Source organism: Pseudomonas sp. H3_E07, from assembly GCF_054668895.1.
Genome location: NZ_CP162795.1, coordinates 5,691,252 through 5,709,850, shown reverse-complemented (window position 1 = coordinate 5,709,850; position 18,599 = coordinate 5,691,252). Strand labels below are relative to the sequence as shown.

The 18,599-nt window shown below is 61.8% G+C and carries 16 protein-coding genes and 2 pseudogenes; 12 read left to right on the top strand and 6 right to left on the bottom strand.

The window, feature by feature from the left end:
- The 7 genes from AB4O08_RS26435 (at nt 1) to AB4O08_RS26405 (ending at nt 5,598) form a co-directional block, all read left to right on the top strand.
- Entirely contained in the window at nt 1–999 is a 999-nt protein-coding gene (locus AB4O08_RS26435) for an acyl-CoA dehydrogenase family protein (protein WP_042572292.1), read from the top strand.
- Nucleotides 996–1,754, top strand: a complete 759-nt coding sequence (locus AB4O08_RS26430) for a PIG-L deacetylase family protein (protein WP_010210207.1) — start codon at nt 996–998, stop codon at nt 1,752–1,754. The genes AB4O08_RS26435 and AB4O08_RS26430 overlap by 4 nt, the downstream gene beginning before the upstream one ends.
- A complete protein-coding gene (locus AB4O08_RS26425; protein ID WP_010210204.1) occupies nt 1,751–2,350 on the top strand; it encodes an SAM-dependent methyltransferase in 600 nt (199 codons plus the stop codon). Before AB4O08_RS26430 ends, AB4O08_RS26425 begins: the two co-directional genes overlap by 4 nt.
- Nucleotides 2,347–3,006 (top strand): glycosyltransferase family 2 protein, encoded by a 660-nt coding sequence (locus tag AB4O08_RS26420; protein ID WP_042572290.1) that lies wholly within the window; start codon nt 2,347–2,349, stop codon nt 3,004–3,006. The genes AB4O08_RS26425 and AB4O08_RS26420 overlap by 4 nt, the downstream gene beginning before the upstream one ends.
- A 178-nt stretch (nt 3,007–3,184) precedes the next feature.
- On the top strand, nt 3,185–3,946 hold the full coding sequence (locus AB4O08_RS26415; RefSeq protein WP_010210200.1) for a PIG-L deacetylase family protein: 762 nt from the start codon (nt 3,185–3,187) through the stop codon (nt 3,944–3,946).
- Nucleotides 3,947–4,084: 138 nt separating this feature from the next.
- On the top strand, nt 4,085–5,119 hold the full coding sequence (locus tag AB4O08_RS26410; protein WP_460114522.1) for an alpha/beta fold hydrolase: 1,035 nt from the start codon (nt 4,085–4,087) through the stop codon (nt 5,117–5,119).
- Nucleotides 5,119–5,598 carry a cytochrome P460 family protein gene (locus AB4O08_RS26405; RefSeq protein ID WP_010210198.1) on the top strand — a complete coding sequence of 160 codons (480 nt, stop codon included), beginning with the start codon at nt 5,119–5,121 and terminating at the stop codon, nt 5,596–5,598. Before AB4O08_RS26410 ends, AB4O08_RS26405 begins: the two co-directional genes overlap by 1 nt.
- On the opposite strand, the pseudogene AB4O08_RS26400 reads toward AB4O08_RS26405, so the two are convergent.
- Together AB4O08_RS26400 and AB4O08_RS26395 are read right to left on the bottom strand one after the other, a co-directional pair.
- Nucleotides 5,571–6,968 (bottom strand): annotated as a pseudogene (locus AB4O08_RS26400) (amino acid permease). The gene AB4O08_RS26405 and the pseudogene AB4O08_RS26400 sit on opposite strands and share 28 nt — an antisense overlap.
- A 58-nt stretch (nt 6,969–7,026) precedes the next feature.
- Complete coding sequence (locus AB4O08_RS26395; RefSeq protein WP_187516820.1) at nt 7,027–8,061, bottom strand: histone deacetylase family protein; 1,035 nt, start codon at nt 8,059–8,061, stop codon at nt 7,027–7,029.
- A 121-nt stretch (nt 8,062–8,182) separates the two neighbouring features.
- On the opposite strand from AB4O08_RS26395, the gene AB4O08_RS26390 reads away from it, so the two are divergent.
- The 3 genes from AB4O08_RS26390 to AB4O08_RS26380 all read left to right on the top strand — a co-directional run bounded on the left by AB4O08_RS26390 (nt 8,183) and on the right by AB4O08_RS26380 (nt 12,675).
- Nucleotides 8,183–8,674: an Lrp/AsnC family transcriptional regulator gene (locus AB4O08_RS26390; RefSeq protein WP_010210191.1), complete on the top strand. Its 492-nt coding sequence runs from the start codon at nt 8,183–8,185 to the stop codon at nt 8,672–8,674.
- 184 nt (nt 8,675–8,858) lie between these two features.
- Nucleotides 8,859–11,012 carry a TonB-dependent siderophore receptor gene (locus tag AB4O08_RS26385; RefSeq protein WP_460114521.1) on the top strand — a complete coding sequence of 718 codons (2,154 nt, stop codon included), beginning with the start codon at nt 8,859–8,861 and terminating at the stop codon, nt 11,010–11,012.
- A 169-nt stretch (nt 11,013–11,181) separates the two neighbouring features.
- Entirely contained in the window at nt 11,182–12,675 is a 1,494-nt protein-coding gene (locus tag AB4O08_RS26380) for a methyl-accepting chemotaxis protein (protein ID WP_044287258.1), read from the top strand.
- A gap of 13 nt (nt 12,676–12,688) precedes the next feature.
- Here the strand turns inward: AB4O08_RS26380 and AB4O08_RS26375 are convergent.
- Nucleotides 12,689–12,877 (bottom strand): annotated as a pseudogene (locus AB4O08_RS26375) (putative 2OG-Fe(II) oxygenase); the annotation flags it as partial.
- Nucleotides 12,878–13,112: 235 nt separating this feature from the next.
- On the opposite strand from AB4O08_RS26375, the gene AB4O08_RS26370 reads away from it, so the two are divergent.
- On the top strand, nt 13,113–14,450 hold the full coding sequence (locus AB4O08_RS26370; protein WP_021493030.1) for an MFS transporter: 1,338 nt from the start codon (nt 13,113–13,115) through the stop codon (nt 14,448–14,450).
- Here AB4O08_RS26370 and AB4O08_RS26365 read toward each other — a convergent pair.
- Complete coding sequence (locus AB4O08_RS26365) at nt 14,447–15,577, bottom strand: saccharopine dehydrogenase family protein (RefSeq protein WP_460114877.1); 1,131 nt, start codon at nt 15,575–15,577, stop codon at nt 14,447–14,449. The genes AB4O08_RS26370 and AB4O08_RS26365 overlap by 4 nt on opposite strands.
- A gap of 80 nt (nt 15,578–15,657) precedes the next feature.
- Nucleotides 15,658–16,824, bottom strand: coding sequence for an MFS transporter (locus tag AB4O08_RS26360; RefSeq protein ID WP_010210185.1), 1,167 nt, complete (start codon nt 16,822–16,824; stop codon nt 15,658–15,660).
- A 94-nt stretch (nt 16,825–16,918) separates the two neighbouring features.
- Between AB4O08_RS26360 and AB4O08_RS26355 the strand changes: the two genes are divergently transcribed.
- Complete coding sequence (locus AB4O08_RS26355; protein WP_031291303.1) at nt 16,919–17,812, top strand: LysR family transcriptional regulator; 894 nt, start codon at nt 16,919–16,921, stop codon at nt 17,810–17,812.
- Here AB4O08_RS26355 and AB4O08_RS26350 read toward each other — a convergent pair.
- Nucleotides 17,807–18,580 (bottom strand): pyrroline-5-carboxylate reductase family protein, encoded by a 774-nt coding sequence (locus AB4O08_RS26350; RefSeq protein WP_031291300.1) that lies wholly within the window; start codon nt 18,578–18,580, stop codon nt 17,807–17,809. The genes AB4O08_RS26355 and AB4O08_RS26350 overlap by 6 nt on opposite strands.
- Nucleotides 18,581–18,599: the final 19 nt, after the last annotated feature.

The window sequence follows — 18,599 nt, the reverse complement described above, 5'->3', positions numbered from 1 at the left end:
ATGGCTCCGCATGGAATCCTTCAAGGCTACCGGGGCTATGCGGACACGCACGCCCTGGGCGCGGCCCTGAAGGCACTTCAGGAAGAAGGCCTGGACCAACTGCCTTTGCCGGGCAGCGGTCAGACGCTCGAACGGTTCAGTCGCCTGGCGCAGGTGGCAGGCCATGACCTGCGCTTGTGCAAGCTGTTCGAAGGCCACACCGATGCGCTGGCAATCATGGCTGAACTCAATAGCCCGTCACCGCCCTTGGGTAGCACCTGGGGCATGTGGGCAGCCGAGCCCCCCACCGCCAAGGTGCGCGTGTTCAAAGACGGCCATCGCCTTAAGGTACAAGGGCGTAAGGCCTGGTGCTCCGGCGCGGCGGTGGTCAGCCATGGGTTGTTGACGGCCTGGGACGAAGAAGACCGCCAGCAGTTGGTGGCGGTTGCCATGGATCAACCGGGCATCATCGTGTCGGACGAAGGTTGGAACGCCGTGGGCATGGCCGCCACCGGCAGTGTGGACGTCGTGTTTGACGAAGCCTGGGGGATCGCCGTGGGCGGACCGGGGGATTACCTCGCCCGCCCGGGTTTCTGGCAAGGCGGCATTGGCATTGCCGCCTGCTGGTACGGCGCGGCGCAACGCCTGGCGGAAGTCCTGCGTGACCAGTGCAGCAAGCGCCCTGAGCCCCATGCCCTCGCCCACCTTGGCGCGGTCGACAGCGCGCTGAACAGTGCCGCGTGTGTACTGCGCGCCAGCGCGGAACGGGTCGACCACGCCCCAAAGGCCAATGCCAGGATGTGGGCCCAACAGACGCGGGCCTGCATCGAAGACACGGTCGAGCAAGTCATGCGCCACGTCGGCCGGGCCGTCGGAGCCGGGCCTTATTGCAAGGATCCGCACTTCGCCCAGTTGATGGCGGACTTGCCGGTGTATGTGCGCCAGAGTCACGCCGAACGCGACTTGGCCAGCCTCGGCGAATGCGTCGCCGGTGAACCCCCAGGGAGGTGGCAATTATGAAACCCAATCCGATCGTCGGCCAAGGCACGCCGCTGCATCGCTGGCAGGCGTCGTCAAAGCTGGCCGAACTGCAGTGGATCAGTGTTGAGCAGTTGGTGCCCGAAGGCCATCGGGCGGTGATCGTTGCGCCCCACCCAGATGATGAGGTGCTGGGTTGCGGTGGCCTGATGCAGGGTCTGGCCGCGCTGGGCCGAGCGATCCAACTGATTTCGGTCACCGATGGCAGTGCCAGTCATCCGGGCTCGCGGCGTTGGCCGGTTGAGCGTTTGAGTGTCGTGCGCCCCCAGGAATCGGCGCAGGCCCTGCATCGTCTCGGCTTGCCGCTGCACAGTCTGCAATGGCTGCGCGCAGGGTTTACCGACAGCAAGGTGGCAGCGCGGGAAGAAGAACTGACGGCCTTCATTCAGCGTTATCTCAAACCCACCGACGTGGTGTTCACCACCTGGCGCGAAGACGGTCATTGCGACCATGAGGCCGTCGGCCGTGCCAGCGCCAAGGCCTCCCTTGCGGTAGGCGCCACCCTGTATGAACTGCCGGTGTGGACCTGGCATTGGGCAACCCCCGAAGACAGCCAGGTGCCCTGGCACCGCGCCCGCAAAATCCCGTTGAGCTGTGAAGCGGTAGCTCGCAAACGCCACGCCATCCATGCCTTCGCCAGCCAGTTGGAGGGCGATCCGCAGATCGGTCTGGGGCCCGTGTTGGCGCCCTACGTGGTGGAGCGCCTGCTGCAACCTTTTGAAGTGGTATTCGTATGAGTGTGGCTACCCCGTATTTCGACCAACTGTTCGCCGGGAACGACGACCCCTGGGCCTTCCGTCAACGCTGGTACGAGCGCCGCAAACGCGCGTTGACCCTGGCACTGCTCACGCGTGCGCGCTACACCTCGGTGTTCGAGCCCGGTTGCGCCAATGGCGAACTGAGCTTCGAGCTGGCAGCCCGCTGTGACCGCTTGCTGTGTTGCGACACGGCATCGGCGGCCGTTGCGTTGGCGCGCAGTCGTTTGTTGGGCTTTTCGCATGCCCAGGTGCAACAAAGCCGTTTGCCCGAACAGTGGCCCACGGGCCAGTTCGAGCTGATCGTATTGAGCGAGTTGTGTTATTACCTCGACGCCGATGACCTGTGCGCACTTATTGATCGTGCCCGCGCGTCGTTGACCGTCGACGGTCAGCTACTGGCCTGCCATTGGCGCCCCGTCATCGAAGGCTGCCCGCACACTGGCGAACAGGTGCACGCCCTGCTCCACGAGCGTTTGGACATGCCCCGCGTGGCCACTCATCACGAACACGACTTCCTTCTCGACCTGTGGAGCCGCGACGGCACTTCGGTCGCTACCCTTGAGGGCTTGCGATGATCGGCATTCTGATCCCGGTACACAACGAAGAGGCGCTGCTGGGCGACTGCCTGAAAGCGGCTCTGATCGCGGCCAGCCATCCGGGTTTACTGGGTGAAACCGTCTTGGTCCTGGTGGTGCTGGACAGTTGCAGCGACGGCAGCACCGCGATTGCCCAGGCCTACCCGGTGCAATGCCTGGAAGTCCAGGCACGCAATGTGGGTCACGTGCGTGGCGTGGGTGCGCGGCATCTGCTCAATCAGGGCGCCCGCTGGATTTCGTGCACCGACGCCGACAGCCGCGTGGCGCCTGATTGGCTGGTGGCCCAATTGGCGCTGGGCGCCGATGCCGTGTGTGGCACGGTCACTGTGGACACCTGGAGCGAGGATTTTGACCCTGCCGCACAGATTCGTTATCACCAGGGTTACGAGGCGCGGGACGGTCACCGGCATATCCACGGTGCCAACCTGGGGGTGAGCGCCAGTGCCTATGTCCGCGCCGGTGGTTTCGAACCCTTGCCGTGCCATGAGGATGTGCAGTTGGTGCGTAACCTGGAGCTGTGTGGCGCCTCCATCGCCTGGAGCCATTCCCCGCAAGTGATCACCAGTGCGCGCCTGGATGCCCGCGCACAGGGCGGTTTCGGGGATTACTTGAAGAGCCTGATGCTCGCCACTTGAAAAAAGCGACATTACAAAATGTAAAACCGACCAATCCTTGTCTATGCTGATGACGCCTTGCTAGCGTTCCAGGGTTGGAGTGCCATGCAACCACTGCGGCAGAGCCTGTGGTGGAAAAAGAGCGTCGTCCCGTCAACGGGCCACGACCCAGCATCAACCGACAAGGATGTGACACCCCATGAAGCTTGCTTCCTTAAGCGACGGCCGTCGCGGCCCTGAGCAAATCTGGAACAGCGCACCGCAGCTGGCGCAAATTCCTCCTATCTCCCCGTCCTCATTGGTGCCACCCGGCGCACGCGTGGTCATCGTCGCGCCCCATCCCGGCGACGAAGTGCTGGCCTGTGGCGGCCTGCTGCAACTGCTCAGCACGCTGGAACACCCGCTGCAACTGATCTCCATCACGGATGGCAGTGCCAGCCATCCTGGCTCCAACGTCTGGCCGGCCAGCCGCCTCAGTGTGGTGCGCCCTCAGGAAAGTGCTGAAGCCTTGCGGCGCCTCGGTATGCCCTTGCACAGCCTGAAGTGGATTCGAGGCGGTTTCTGCGACAACGCCCTCGCCTCCCGTGAGCCGCAACTGAGCCAGTTCATTGCGCGCTACCTGCAGTCGGGCGATGTGGTGTTCAGTACTTGGCGCAACGACGGCAATGACGACCACGACAGCGTCGGCCGCGCCAGCGCCAAGGCCTGCGCCCTGGTGGGCGCGCAGCTGTATGAACTGCCGATCTGGGCCTGGCACTGGCCCGCTCGCGAAGGCGCGATCATCCCCTGGCAACGCGCACGCAAGGTGCGCCTGGACACCTGGAGCGTGGCGCGCAAGCTTCACGCCGCCCACGCCTATGCCAGCCAGTTGGCCGGTGATCCGGCGATCGGCCTGGCGCCCATGCTGGCCCAGGTGCTGCTGGAGAGAATGCGCGAACCTTATGAGATCGTGCTGTCGTAGCGCGGGGTTTGTATCGCAATGTGTACAGAGCCCACTGGGATACACCGTCTTTAACTCAAGCGGTTTCCTGAAACAGCACAGATACAACGCGGCGTTCAACTGAGCAGCAGGCACACATTCAGCCGCAGGAGGCTCGCCATGCACGCTCAATTGACTCGCCGCTTCACACACCGATCCCTTTTCCTGGCCCTGGCCTTGTCGCAATTCGGTGTGCTGGCCGTGGCCCATGCCGAAATGCCCGACGCGCCCACCCGCGCCGTCACCAGCGCGCAAACGGCCTTCGGTGCCCTCAAGCACATCAAGGCCGGTCTGCTGGATGTGGCCTACGCCGAAGTTGGCCCGGCCACGGGGCCGGCGGTGATCTTGCTGCATGGCTGGCCCTACGATATCGACAGCTACGCCCAGGTCGCCCCGCTGCTGGCGGCCAAGGGTTATCGCGTGTTGATCCCCTACGCCCGGGGCTATGGTGACACCCGTTTCCTCTCGGACAAGACCCTGCGCAACGGCCAACCGGCGGCGCTGGCCAGTGATGTGATCGACTTCATGGACGCGCTGAAGATCAAACAAGCCGTACTCGGCGGCTACGACTGGGGCGCGCGTTCGGCGGACATCGTTTCAGCGCTGTGGCCGGAGCGGGTCAAGGCGCTGGTGTCGGTCAGCGGTTACCTGATCGGCAACCAGGCGGTGGGCAAGAATCCTTTGCCGCCTAAAGCCGAGCTGCAATGGTGGTATCAGTTCTACTTTGCGACCGAGCGCGGTGCCGCCGGTTATCAGAAGAACACCCACGATTTTGCCAAGCTGATCTGGCAACTGGCTTCGCCGCAATGGAAGTTCGATGACGCCACCTTCGACCGCAGCGCCAAGGGCCTGGAGAACCCGGACCATGTCGCGATCACCGTGTTCAACTACCGCTGGCGCCTGGGTCTGGTGCAGGGGGAAACGCAGTACGCGCCCTTGGAGCAGAAACTCGCCCAGGCGCCGTCGATTGGCGTGCCGACCATCACCCTCGAAGGCGATGCCAACGGCGCCCCGCACCCTCAACCTGAAGATTACGCCAAGCGTTTTACCGGCAAGTACGCGTTCCGCCTGATCAACGGCGGTGTGGGCCACAACCTGCCTCAGGAAGCGCCCGAAGCGTTTGCCAAGGCAATCATTGACGCGGATCACCTGTGATGAAGCGCTTGTGTATAGCCGCATTGGCCCTGGCGAGTTCGGCCTGTGCATTGGCCGACAGCGCTCCGTCACCGATCTACGGCGTGACCATTCCCGACGGCTACCGCCAATGGGAATTGGTGGCGCCCGCCCAGGAGGCGGATCCGTTGAACGAGCTGCGCGTGGTGCTGGGCAACAGTGCCGCGCTCAAGGCTTACCGAGAGGGCAAGCTGCCTTTCCCGGATGGCACCGTCCTGGCCAAATTGGCGTGGAAGCATGAACAGTCGCCGGAGTTCAAGACTGCGTCCATCCCCGGCGCGGCGACCACGGTACAGTTCATGGTCAAGGACTCGAAGAAATACGCGTCCACCGGAGGCTGGGGGTTCGGCCGGTTCATCAATGGCAAGCCGGCCGATGAAGCGCAGCACCAGACGTGCTTTGCGTGCCACCAGGCATTGGTGAAGGATCGGGATTATGTCTTTACCAAACTGGCACCCTGAAAGCGCGAGAACGGGTAGGCGATCCACAGCCAGATAAACCAGGCCGGCATCACGCACAGCGCCAGGCGTGTATCCGGCCGCAACGCCAGCAGGCCCAGCACAAACGCGAGAAACGCCAGCGAGAACCAGGCCATCGGCACCCCACCAGGCATCTTGTAGAGGGATTTGGCATGCAGGTCCGGACGTTTTTTGCGGTAGGCAATGTAGGACGCCAGGATCGTCGACCAGGTAAAGATCACCAGGATTGCCGACACGGTTGACACGATGGTGAAGGCGGTCATCACCTCCGGCACGACAAACAGCAACACCAGCCCCAGCAACATCAGCAAGGTGGTAAAGGCCAGGCTGATAAACGGCACGCTGCTCTTGGACAAACGCCGGAAGATCCCCGGTGCATCCCCCAGGTCTGCCAAGCCGAACAACATGCGGCTGGCGGAAAACACGCCACTGTTGGCCGACGATGCCGCCGAGGTCAGCACGACGAAATTGACGATGCCCGCCGCTGCCGGAAACCCCGCCACCAGGAACAACTCCACGAACGGGCTCTTGCTCGGCGAGACGTGCTGCCATGAGGTCACCGCGATGATGCATGCCAGGGCCAGCACGTAGAACAGGATGATGCGCAGCGGGATCGAGTTGATTGCCTTGGGCAGCGTCTTCTCCGGCGCACGGGTTTCGGCGGCGGCGGTGCCGATCAGCTCGGTGCCGGCAAAGGAGAAAATCGCCATCTGGAACCCGGCAAAAAAGCCGAACAGGCCATTGGGAAACGCGGCCTGCGGGTCCAATAAATGGGTGAATGAAGCCGTGACTCCGGTCGGCGAGACAAACGAACTGGCGATCAGGACCCCACTCACGCCGATCAAGGTCAGCACGGCAATGAGCTTGATGATCGCGAACCAGAACTCCACTTCGCCAAACAGCCTGACCGTCAATACATTCAACGCAAACAACGTGAGCAGCATGCCCACTGCCGGCATCCAGGCCGGCACATGGGGGAATCAGTACTGGAAGAAGCCACCGACCACCACCGCGTCCCCGATCACCGCCACGCTCCAGCTCAACCAATACGACCAGCCCAGGAAAAACGCCGCGCGCGGCCCCAGGTAGGCGCCGGCAAAATCGGCGAAGCTCTTGAAGTTGAGGTTCGACAGCAGCAGTTCGCCCATGGCGCGCATGACGAAATACACAAAGAGCCCGATGATCATGTAAATCAGGATGATCGAGGTGCCGGACAGCGCAATGATCTTGCCGGAGCCCATGAACAGACCGGTGCCGATTGCACCGCCCATGGCCATCAACTGGATATGGCGGTTGCTCAGGGTGCGTTGCAACGCAGGCTTCTCATAAAGCCCGGACGTGGTTGTTTTCATCACAAAACCTCTTGTTATGTTTTTGAGTTTTGGCAGAAGAAAATACGACGGATTGTTGTTATCGGGTGTTGCTTTCGAAACCGTGCAGTACGTTGACGGCGTTGATGCCGATTTCATCGACCATGTAGCCGCCTTCCATCACGAACAGGGTTGGCACTCCGACGCTGGCGATGATTTCACCCATACCGAGGAAGTCCTGGCTGTCGAGGAGGAAGTGGCTGATGGGGTCGTCCTTGAAGGTGTCGACCCCCAGGGAGATCACCAGCACGTCGGGGGCAAAGTCGCGCAGTTGCCGGCAGGCATCGATCAGGGCGGTCTGGTAGTGATCCCAGGTGGTGTTTTTGGGCAGCGGGTAATTCAGGTTGAAACCCGCGCCCGCGCCCGCGCCGCGTTCGTTGGCAGCGCCGGAGAAATACGGATAAGACACCGCCGGGTCGCCATGCAGGGAAATGAACAGCACGTCCGGGCGATCGTAGAAAATATTCTGCGTGCCGTTGCCGTGGTGGAAATCCACATCCAGCACCGCCACGCGCTTGGCGCCTTGGGTCACGGCGTGCTGTGCGGCAATCGCTGCGTTGTTGAGGTAGCAATAACCGCCCATGTATTCGCGGGCCGCGTGGTGGCCCGGTGGGCGGCACAGGGCGAACGCACTCTGATGGCCTTCGCCGATCAGCGCCAGGCCGGTCAAGGCGATGTCCGCGCTGGTTTTGACCGCATCCCAGGTGGTGCGGGTAATCGGCGAGCCTGCGTCCATGGCAAAGAAACCGAGCTTGCCGTCGATAAACTCCGGCACCTGCTGGTTGGCCAGGTCACGGACCGGCCATACCAAGGGCAATGCGTCATGGCTGCGACCGATGGCGGTCCATTCGGCCCAAGCGGTTTCCAGGAAGGTCACATAGCGCTCGCTGTGGGCGTTGACGTAACAGGCCCGATCAAAGCGGCGCGGCGTGATGATATCGCCCAGGCCAACCTGCCTGACGCGGTCACGCACGGTGTCGGCGCGGCTCGGTTGTTCGAATGAAGGTTTCAGCACGCCGTCTTTGAGTTCGGTGCCGTGGTGCAAACGGTGGGTTTCGCTAAAAACAGTCAACATGGGTGGGCATCCGCCAGTAAAAGACAGGGTCTATTTTGTTCTGGCTGGCGTGGGCTTTCTTTGCTTTTACTTGCGCCACTGATAGGTTTATCGGGAATTTTTTCCTACCTGGCGCGAACTTATGAAAAATAAAACCAAGCAGGTCACGCTTGATGATACCGATCTCGCCATTCTTGCCCTGCTCCAGCAAGACGCGAGTATTTCCAACGCCCAGTTGAGTGAGCGTCTATCCCTGAGCCTCACGCCCTGCTGGCGGCGACGCAAACGCCTGGAAGAAGAAGGCGTGATCAAAGACTACCAGGCCAACCTCGACCGCAAGATGCTCGGGCTGGACATCATGGCGTTCGTGCATGTGCGTTTTGCGATCCATACCGATCATGCGCCGGATGCGTTTGAAGCCGTGGTGAAGGAACTGCCGCAAGTGTTGTCCTGCCACAAGATCACCGGTGATGCGGATTATCTGTTGCAGGTGCTGGCGGAAGATCTGGACAGCTACAGCGAGTTTGTCGAGAGCGTGTTACGGCGGCAGTTGGGGATTGCGTCGATTCAATCGAGCCTGGCGCTGAGGGAGGTCAAGGCGACGAGTCGAGTGGCGATCCCCTTGCGTGAATAAGCGCTGCGCACGCCGCATTTCCAGGGCGACGGCATGGCGATTTGCCGTCACACGGAGGTGAAAAATTCGTTAACCAATTCTCTCTGAAGCCTTTTTCCCAAAAGATCAACATGTCACACTGATGCGAATAATTATCAACACTTTTATTATTCGCCACGGAAGGCATTCGGGGAGAGTCAGTTTCATGTCTGTGCAACAACACGGCGGCAAAGGTTTTTCACCCAGTCTGATGGCGTTGGCCGTCTGTCTTGCAAGTTCACCTGCGGTGTTTGCCGCTGAGGCGGAAAAAGCCGCCCCACTGGAATTGGGCGCCACCCAGATCAGTAGTGAACAGTTGGGCCAGACCACCGAAGGCACCCAGTCCTACACCACCGGAGCAATGGCGACCGCCACCAAACTCCCGCTGACCATGCGCGAGACGCCCCAAGCCGTCACGGTGATCACCCGCCAGCGCATGGACGACCAGGCCATGACCAGCGTCAACGACGTGGTCAAGAACACGCCAGGCCTGTTCCTCAGCCAGTCCAGCGGCCCCGGTCGACATACGTACAGCTCACGTGGCTTCGACATCGACAACATGATGTTCGACGGCATTCCCAGCTCTTATTCCGGCTACGCCAACAGTGTGCAGCCCAACCTGGCGATGTTCGACCGTGTGGAAGTGATCCGCGGCGCCACGGGCCTGGTCACCGGCGCCGGCAACCCGTCGGCGGCGATCAACTTTGTGCGCAAGCGTCCAACCGCCACGCCGCAGGTGTCGATCACCGGTGCCGCCGGCAGCTGGGACGATTATCGCGGCGAGTTCGACGCCTCCAGCGCCTTGAATGACAGCGGCACCCTGCGCGGCCGCGTGGTGGGTTCCTACCGCGACGCCAACAGCTTTCGCAAAGGAGAAGAAAGCGACCACGGCCTGTTCTACGCCATCGGTGAAGCCGACCTCAGCGAAAACACCACTGCCACCCTGGGTTTTTCGCGCCAGGAAGACCAGACCAACTTCTTCTGGGGCGGCTTGCCCATCGGCACCGACGGCCATCACCTGAACCTGCCCCGCTCCACCAACCCCGGCTCCGATTGGGAAAACAAGAAGCTCACCATCGACACTGTATTCGGTGATATCGAACATCGCTTCGCCAATGACTGGAAGCTCCACATCGCCGGCTCGTCATCACAGTTGGATGGCGTGTTCACCGGCACCTACCAGTCGCGCTACCAGACCACGCTGGCGCGCACCGCCTACCAATCGCACCAGGACGACAAACAGTACGGCCTGGACACGTTCCTCAGTGGCCCGGTCGAAGCCTTCGGCCGCACCCATGAAGTGGTGGTGGGCACCAGCAAACGCGTCTATGACGCCACGTCCAAGGAATACAGCCCCTACGACACCAATTACCCGTTCAATGGGGCAAAACCGGACTTCGTGCGCAACGGCAAAGGCCACAACATCACCACCCAGGACGGCGTTTACCTGACCACCCGCCTGAACCTGGCCGACCCGCTCAAGGTGATCCTGGGTGCCCGCGTGGACTGGTACGACTACGATGACCGCCAGGGCGACGGCGACTACAAAGTCACCCGCAACCTTACGCGCTACGCCGGCGTGATCTACGACCTGAACGACCAATATTCCGTTTATGCGAGTTACACCGACATCTTCACGCCGCAGACAAACCGGGACTTTTCGGACAAGCCGCTTGAGCCTATCGTCGGCGAAAACTACGAAGTCGGTATCAAGGGCGAGTACTTCAACGGCGCACTCAACGCCAGCCTCGCCGTGTTCCAGATCGACCAGAAAAACCGCGCTACCCTGCCCGAGAGCCAAGCGGGCTGCCCGATCATGACCTGCTATGAGGCGTCCGGTATGGTACGCAGCCAAGGTATCGACCTAGAACTGCAAGGCGCACTCACCGAAAACTGGCAAGTCGGCGGCGGGTTTACGTACACCCGTGCGCATTACATCAAGGACACTAACGCGTCCAACAACAACCAGCGTTTCGACACCGACACCCCGGAACGTTTGTTCAAGCTGACCACTTCCTATCGCTTCCAGGGCCCACTGGAAAAACTGCGCCTCGGAGGCAATGTCTACTGGCAGAGCCGCATGTACAACGATGTGGTACTCGCCAACAGCAATACCTATCGCCTGGAACAAGGCAGCTATGCCGTGGCAGACGTGATGGCCGGTTACCAGGTGAACAAGCACCTGGACCTGCAGCTGAACGTGAACAACATCTTCGACCGCACCTACTACTCGGCCATCGGCAACAGCCCGATCTGGGGTCCTAACGACACCTACGGTAACCCGCGCAGCTTTGGCGTCACGGCCAAATACAGCTTCTGACCATCGCCCGATAAGCGGCTACCCGTCCGGGTAGCCGCACCTAAAGTCCCGCCTCCTGATGCCGATATACGGTTGGCATCACTGATTCCAATAAAAACCAAAAAAATATCTGATTCGCTCCACCCTGCCCCTCACTTTGATTCGGCCAGACCACATGGAGTAAGTGTGAATGCCCACTCGCACGCGTTTTTTCGAGCACTACCGCAAAGCCGACCGCATCATGCTGGCGCTGGTCTGGCTGATGTTCCTGTTCTCCCTGGGCCTGGCGTTCTGGCACGACACCTTGATGCAAGCCATCATTGTTGGCGGCAGTACCAGCGTGGTGCTCACACTGCTCTACCGTGCGATAGGCGGCAGCCGCGTGATGCGTTGCGCCCTCGGCGCAGGTTTGATGGTCATGGCGGCGCTGCACATTAACCAGGCGCAGGGCGTGATCGAATCGCACTTCGGGATCTTCGCGTTGCTGGCGGTGCTGACGTTTTATCGCGACTGGCTGCCGATCCTGGTCGCCGCCGCCACCATCGCCGTGCACCATGTGGTATTCCATGCCCTGCAACATCAAGGCGTTCCGGTGTTTGTGATGGAGCATCACGGCGGCTGGACCATGGTGTTCGTGCATGCCTTCTACGTGGTGATGGAGACCGTCGCCCTGCTGTACCTGGCCGTGCACAGCCAGGCCGAAGCGGTCGAGAGCCAGGAAATGCTCGAGAAGATGCTCTCCGTCACCACACAGATCTCGGCGCAAACCGCCCAGGGCGAAGGCAAGGTGCACATGTCCCTGGCCAAGCGTTTCGATCACTTCTTGCAACAGATCACCCACCTGATAGACGGCGTTGCCCGCGACTCCCACGGCCTTGGCCAACTCGGCCAGGAACTGGCCAGCGCCAGCGGCACCCTGGAAAAAGGCGCGCGGCACCAATTGGCGGAAATCACCCAGATGACCGGTTCCATGCAGCGTATGGAAGACGCCATGGGCCACATCGCCGTGCATGTCGAACAGGCGGTGGATCACGCTGGCAAGGCCAGCCAACAGATTTTGCGTGGCCAGGAAAGTGTCGGCCGCGCCCAGCAGGAAATCACCCAGTTGGCCTCACGCCTCAACGGCACCCATGAAACGGTGCAAGGCCTGGCCGTACAGGCCGAGCAGATCGGCACCGTGCTCGATGTGATCAGCAGCATCGCCAACCAGACCAACCTGCTCGCCCTCAACGCAGCCATCGAAGCCGCCCGCGCCGGCGAGCAAGGCCGTGGCTTTGCCGTGGTCGCGGACGAAGTACGCAACCTGGCGCAGCGCACGGCAGTGTCCACCCAGGAAATCAAGACCATCATCGAGAGCCTGCAACACGGCAGCCGCCAGGCCGTGGAAGCCATGCACGACAGCCGCCAAGGCGTGGACCGCTGCGTGGAAGACAGCCAGGTCGCCGTCGATATGCTCCGCGCGGTGGGCAGCGACATCGCACAGATCGACGACCTGAACGGGCGAATCGTGACCACCACCCGCGAGCAGACCGAGGCGAACCTGGAGATTGTCGGGCGGTTGCAGTCGGTGCAGAGCATTGCGCAAAGCACCGCCAACGATGTGGAAACCCTGGCTCGCAGCAGTGAGCAGCTGCCGCCGATTGCGGTGCGGTTGGATGCGTTGGGCAGACGCTTCCATCAGTGAAACCTAAGGGGCATCATGTACCGAAGTTGAACGCGATCGAGATCCGTGGCCGCGTTCCCTTAAAGCGTCGTACCGAGTGCATCAACCAGGATGGAAACATAATCAATGTCCCGCTACTGGCGACACAGGTGCTGCTGAACCCCGCCGTCAGGCAATCCTCGACCCGCATGCGCAAGGCGGGATTGTAGGTCGAGGCGACCATGATGTTTGCCAGTAGCCACAAACCATACCGGCATCAAAGGTTCAGCGATGTAAACCATTGTTAAAGTCTTAATCACAGTTGCGCACAGGCTCCTTGCCTCACCTGGCCCAATTCCTGCCTCCCCCCAATACCCGCAAGTCGCTGCTGACTACGCGGACGACTCTTTTGGGCCCCGCCGCCCAACAGCCTGACCCGATAATCAGTCATCCCCATCGCTATCCCGAGGCCTTCCCCCATGACGAGCCCCTCCACCGAACAGGTCAGCCCCCAGACTCTGCGAAAGGTCATCATCGCCGCCGGCATCGGTAACTTTGTCGAGTGGTTTGACTTCGCCGTCTACGGCTTCCTCGCCACGACCATCGCCCAGCAGTTCTTCCCCAGCGGCGACGCCAGCGCGGCATTGCTCAAAACCTTCGCCGTGTTCGCCGTGGCGTTTGCCTTCCGGCCACTGGGCGGGATTTTCTTCGGCATGCTCGGCGACCGCATCGGCCGCAAGCGTACCCTGGCCATGACGATCCTGCTGATGGCCGGTGCCACTACCCTGATAGGCCTGCTGCCGACCTATGCCGCCATCGGCGTAGCGGCGCCGATCCTCTTGTCGCTGATTCGCTGCGCCCAAGGGTTCTCCGCCGGGGGCGAATACGCCGGGGCCTGTGCCTATCTGATGGAGCACGCGCCCAGTGACAAGCGCGCCTGGTATGGCAGCTTCGTGCCGGTGTCGACGTTTTCCGCTTTCGCCGCCGCCGCGGTGGTGGCGTATGCACTGGAAGCGTCGTTGTCAGCCGAGGCCATGGGCAGTTGGGGCTGGCGCTTGCCGTTCCTGATCGCCGCGCCGCTCGGCCTGGTGGGGCTTTACCTGCGCTGGAAGCTGGACGAGACGCCCGCCTTCCAGGCCGTTAAGGAAGAACACACCGTCGCCCACTCCCCGCTCAAGGAAACCCTGCGCAACCATGGTGCGGCGATCTGCTGCCTGGGCGCTTTTGTGTCACTGACGGCGCTGTCGTTCTATATGTTCACCACGTATTTCGCGACGTATCTGCAGGTGGCAGGAGGCTTGAGTCGGGCGATGGCGTTGCTGGTGTCGCTGATTGCATTGATTTTCGCCGCGGCAATTTGCCCTTTGGCGGGGTTGTACTCCGATCGAGTCGGGCGGCGCGCCACCGTGATGACGGCCTGTGTGTTGTTGATGGTCGTGGTGTATCCGTCGTTCCTGATGGCCAGCTCCGGTTCGTTCGCGGCATCCATTGTCGGCGTGATGTTGCTGGCGGTGGGGGCGGTATTGTGTGGCGTGGTCACGGCAGCCTTGCTGTCGGAGACGTTTCCGACCCGTACGCGCTACACCGCCTCGGCGATCACCTACAACCTGGCCTATACGATCTTCGGCGGCACCGCGCCGTTGATGGCGACCTGGTTGATCAGCACCACGGGCAGCAATCTGTCACCGGCGTTCTACTTGATCGCGGTGGCGTTGCTGGCGTTGGCCGGTGGGTTGGCGTTGCCGGAAACTTCGCGGATTTCCTTGCACGACGTGGGGCCCGAGGACAAAAGCAGCGCGCCCGTGCTTTCGCGTTAAAAGCGCTGCTCGTCAGAGAACCGCACGGCCAGACTCAGGTTCGCCGGATCGTTGATCGCGGCCATGTATTCATCCACGGTGATCTCACCTACGCACGGTCGCGCGCCAGGCATGGGTACGTAACCTTGAGCGATTTTGATGGCCAGGGCCACGGCAGCGCAGCTGGGGATCTCCGGGCCTTTGTCATTCAAGGCTGTCAATTGCACGGTCAATGACAAAGGTCTGCCGTCGGTCCCCAAGCCCTGCACATCGATGTACATCGCGCTTTTACCGTCGCCAAATCGCTCGAACCAGGTGCCCAGGCGGTGCAACCGCGCCGCCCAGGCCACATGATCCCGTACCACTCCCAGCTTCAGTGCCTGAGCCAGCACCCAGTTGGCGACACCCCCCAATTTGAGCCCGGCGCCAGCTTTGAAGCGCAAGGTATGGGCGCCATACCGACCGGCGAAGATGTCCATGTCCGGCACATCCACATTGGCCAGCACTCGCGTGCCCAACACCGGCATTTTGCGCAGCGTCAGGTCCTGCCAACCCAGCACTTCGTGTACCTGGCCATTCCTGAGTTGCTTGATCGGTTTGCCCGCGTAGGCCAGCACACCTTCGATTGTCGACAGGCCTGGCATCTTGGCCGACGAGGAAATGCCATGTTCGATCGAGTCGATGCGCGAGAAGCGAGACCGGTACTGATCGATGAGCGCAGACGACAGCGTCGGCACTGAGCTGCAACCACTGAGAATGGCCACGCCCGCCTGTTTGGCGTGCACGTCCAGCACGCCCACGCCATTGACGAAGGTGCGGCAGTCGGACAGGTCGCAGTAGTTCACCCCGGCTTCGATGCAGCTCAGGGCAACTGCATAGGACTGCCCTTGGTACGGCCCGCCGGTATGAATCACTAACTGGATATGCTTCGACAGTAAAACACCCGCGAATCCGGCCCCCATCGCGTCGCCACACCAGCCTTCGCAGACAGTGCCGGGCTGCGCATTCAACTCGTCGAGTTTGCGCTGCAGCTTGTGTGGATCACGGCCCGAGATCACCAGCTCAATGCCCGGCGCTGCGGCCAAATGTCGGCACACGATGCTGCCGAAATTACCGTAGCCGCCGATCACCATCACCCTGAGTGCCATTCCAGTCGTCCCTGAACCATCGATCATGCGCTGCGCCTGCACCAGGCTGGCAGCTGAGGCGGCCAACGATACTCGATTTCCTAGACCGCCGCAGCCATGCGGCCTCTGGCGCCCCAGGCGAACGTCACGACCATCAACAGCCCCAAGCCCGCCATCGCGGCGCCGGCCAGGGAGATCGCCGGATAGCCCAGCCCTGCGTTGATCACCGCGCCTCCCACTGCGGCGCCAATCGCGTTACCGAAGTTAAAGGCGCCGATATTCACGGCCGAAGCCAGATTCGGCGCGTCTTTGGCCGCTTCCATCACGCGCATCTGCAAAGGCGGCACGACTGCGAAGCTGGCGATCCCCCAGATAAGGATGCTCACCGCTGCGGGTATCGGCCAACGCATCAGGAATGCGAAGGCCAGCAGGACCAGGATCAGGGCGCTCAGCGAAACGATCAGGGTCCGGTCGATCGAGCGGTCTGCCGCCTTGCCGCCCCATATATTGCCCAGCGTCAACCCGACACCGAACAACACCAGCATGGCCGTGATAAAGGGGGTAGACGCATGGGTCTCGTTGCTCAGGATCGGCGCGATATAGGTAAACACGGTGAACATAGCACTGGAACCCACCACGGTCAGGGCCAGTGCCGCCAGTACCGAACCGCGCCCCAGCACCTTGATTTCGGCCAGCACACCGTCGCTTTTCGGCAGCGGCAGGTTTGGCAGCGCGAACCATAGCGCGACCATGGTCACCAGGCCCAGTCCGCCAATGCCCCAGAACGCCGTACGCCAGCCAAGCAGTTCACCAAACCAGGTCGCCAGTGGCACGCCACCAATGGTCGCCAGGGTCAGGCCCATGAACATCGCCGCGACGGCTCCGGCGCGCTTGTCCGGCGCGACCACACTGGCGGCGACGATGGAGCCGACGCCAAAAAACGCGCCATGGTTGAGCGAAGTGATGACGCGGGCGATCAGCAGGTCGTAATAGCCGGTTGCAAGCGCCGACATCACGTTACCCAGGGTGAAAATGGCCATAAGGCCGACCAGCAAGTGACGACGGGGAATCTTGCCGGTGGTCAAGATCATCAGTGGCGCGCCGAGCAATACCCCCAGGGCGTATGCGCTGACCAACAGCCCCGCAGTGGGAATCGAAACGCCAAGGTCATTGGCAATAGTGGGCAACATGCCCATGGGCGCGAACTCAGTGACGCCAATGCCAAAGGCACCGACAGCAAGGGCTACAAGGGGTGGATTGATACGCATGGAAGACTCCTCATTTATGCCGCAAATGCTACGATCTACGCTTTAACGGCACTAGACCGTTTAATTGGCAATCACCTTTGCGCGCGAGGCAAAAATGGATTTCAACGGCAGGTCGGGTGAGATGGCTGTATTCGCGATGGTGGCGCAGGAAGGCAGCCTTTCGGCCGCGGCACGGGCACTGGGACTGACACCTTCAGCCGTCAGCCGGGTCATCGCGCGCACGGAACAGCGCCTGGGCAGCCGCCTACTCATTCGCACGACCCGAGCCATCGCCTTCACCGCCGAAGGCGAGGTTTACCTTCGCGGCGCTCGGCGCATCCTGGCCGACATGGCCGAAGTCGAGGATGCCATCGCCGACCAGGGTGCCCCCAAAGGCAGGTTGCGGGTCAGTGCGGCCCTGGGCCACGGCCGCATGGCCATCGTGCCCCTGGTGGCAGCGTTCAGCGCCCGCTATCCGAACATTGTGGTGGACCTGACCTTGGGCGACGAAATAGTCGACATCCTCGGCGGCCAAGCCGACGTCGCGATACGCTTTGGCGACCTGCCAGACAGCCCGCTGACGGCGCGCCGCATCGGCGACACCGGCCAGGTCGTGGTGGCGTCGCCTGACTACCTTCAGCAACACGGCACGCCTCTGGAGCCGAACGATCTGTTGCGGCACAACTGCCTGCGTTTCAACTTCCGCCGGGCCCAACCCGATTGGCCCTTCGCGCAGAACGGCAAGACGTTTTCGCTGAAGATAAACGGCAATATCGAATGCAGCAGTGGCGAAGCACTTGCTCAACTGGCGCGACTAGGCGCCGGTATCGCGCGCATCGGCACGTTCACGGTTGCAGAGGACCTGCAACGCGGTCACCTGGTGCCGCTGCTGGAGCCCTGGAACCCTGGCGACAGGGAGCCGATCCACGTGGTGTTTGTGGGCGGTGCGAGCATGCCGGCGCGGATCCGCGTGTTTGTGGACTTCTTGCTCGAACATCACCGGCTATAAACGCGCAGGCTTGTGCAGGCGCTCAAGCACCTCATCAGCGGCCTCTCGCCATGCCTGCGTCGCGCCTTTATCTCTGAGCACCTCCAGCCCCGCCGCCGTGAAGGTGCCAGGTGTGGCAATGGCGCGACCCAACGCCTCCAGGCTGGTCGACGGCTGGTGGCGGGCGCTGGCCAGGCAGTCTTGCAGGTTGCCCATCACCAGTTGGACGGCCTGCTCTCTGGACAGGCCTTTGTCGGTAAACCACTGCTGAAGATCGCTCAGGAAGAAATAGAACCAGCCGTTCATGCAGGCCGCGACAGTGGCCAACTCGAACGCCTCCTCCTCGTCCAAAACAACCAATGACCCCAGCGCGCCCAGCAGCGTTGCATGGGGTTCACCGCCGGGCGTGACCACCACCGTGGTCTGGTTGATCTGGGCGGCATAGGACAGCATGGCACGGACCACACGCGCCCGCGGGAAACGGCGCTGCAATTCCACAAGCTTCAATCCAGCCACCAACGACACCAGCGTTTGCTCAGGTCTAAGCTGCACTTCATCAGAAAGCTGTTGAACCACCTCCGGGCGCACACCCAGCACCAATAGATCGGCGCCATCGACGACCTGTTGATTGTCGGCCCTCACCTCGCAGTTCCACTGTTTAGCGAGTTGCTGCGCACGTTCCTGGTTGCGCGGCGACAGCAACACCCGCCCCTCAAACCCGCTGCGACGCAGGCCGATCACGACCTTCTCCGTCAACTCGCCGACGCCCAGGATTCCAATCTTCAACACGCTGTCTACTCCGATCAAT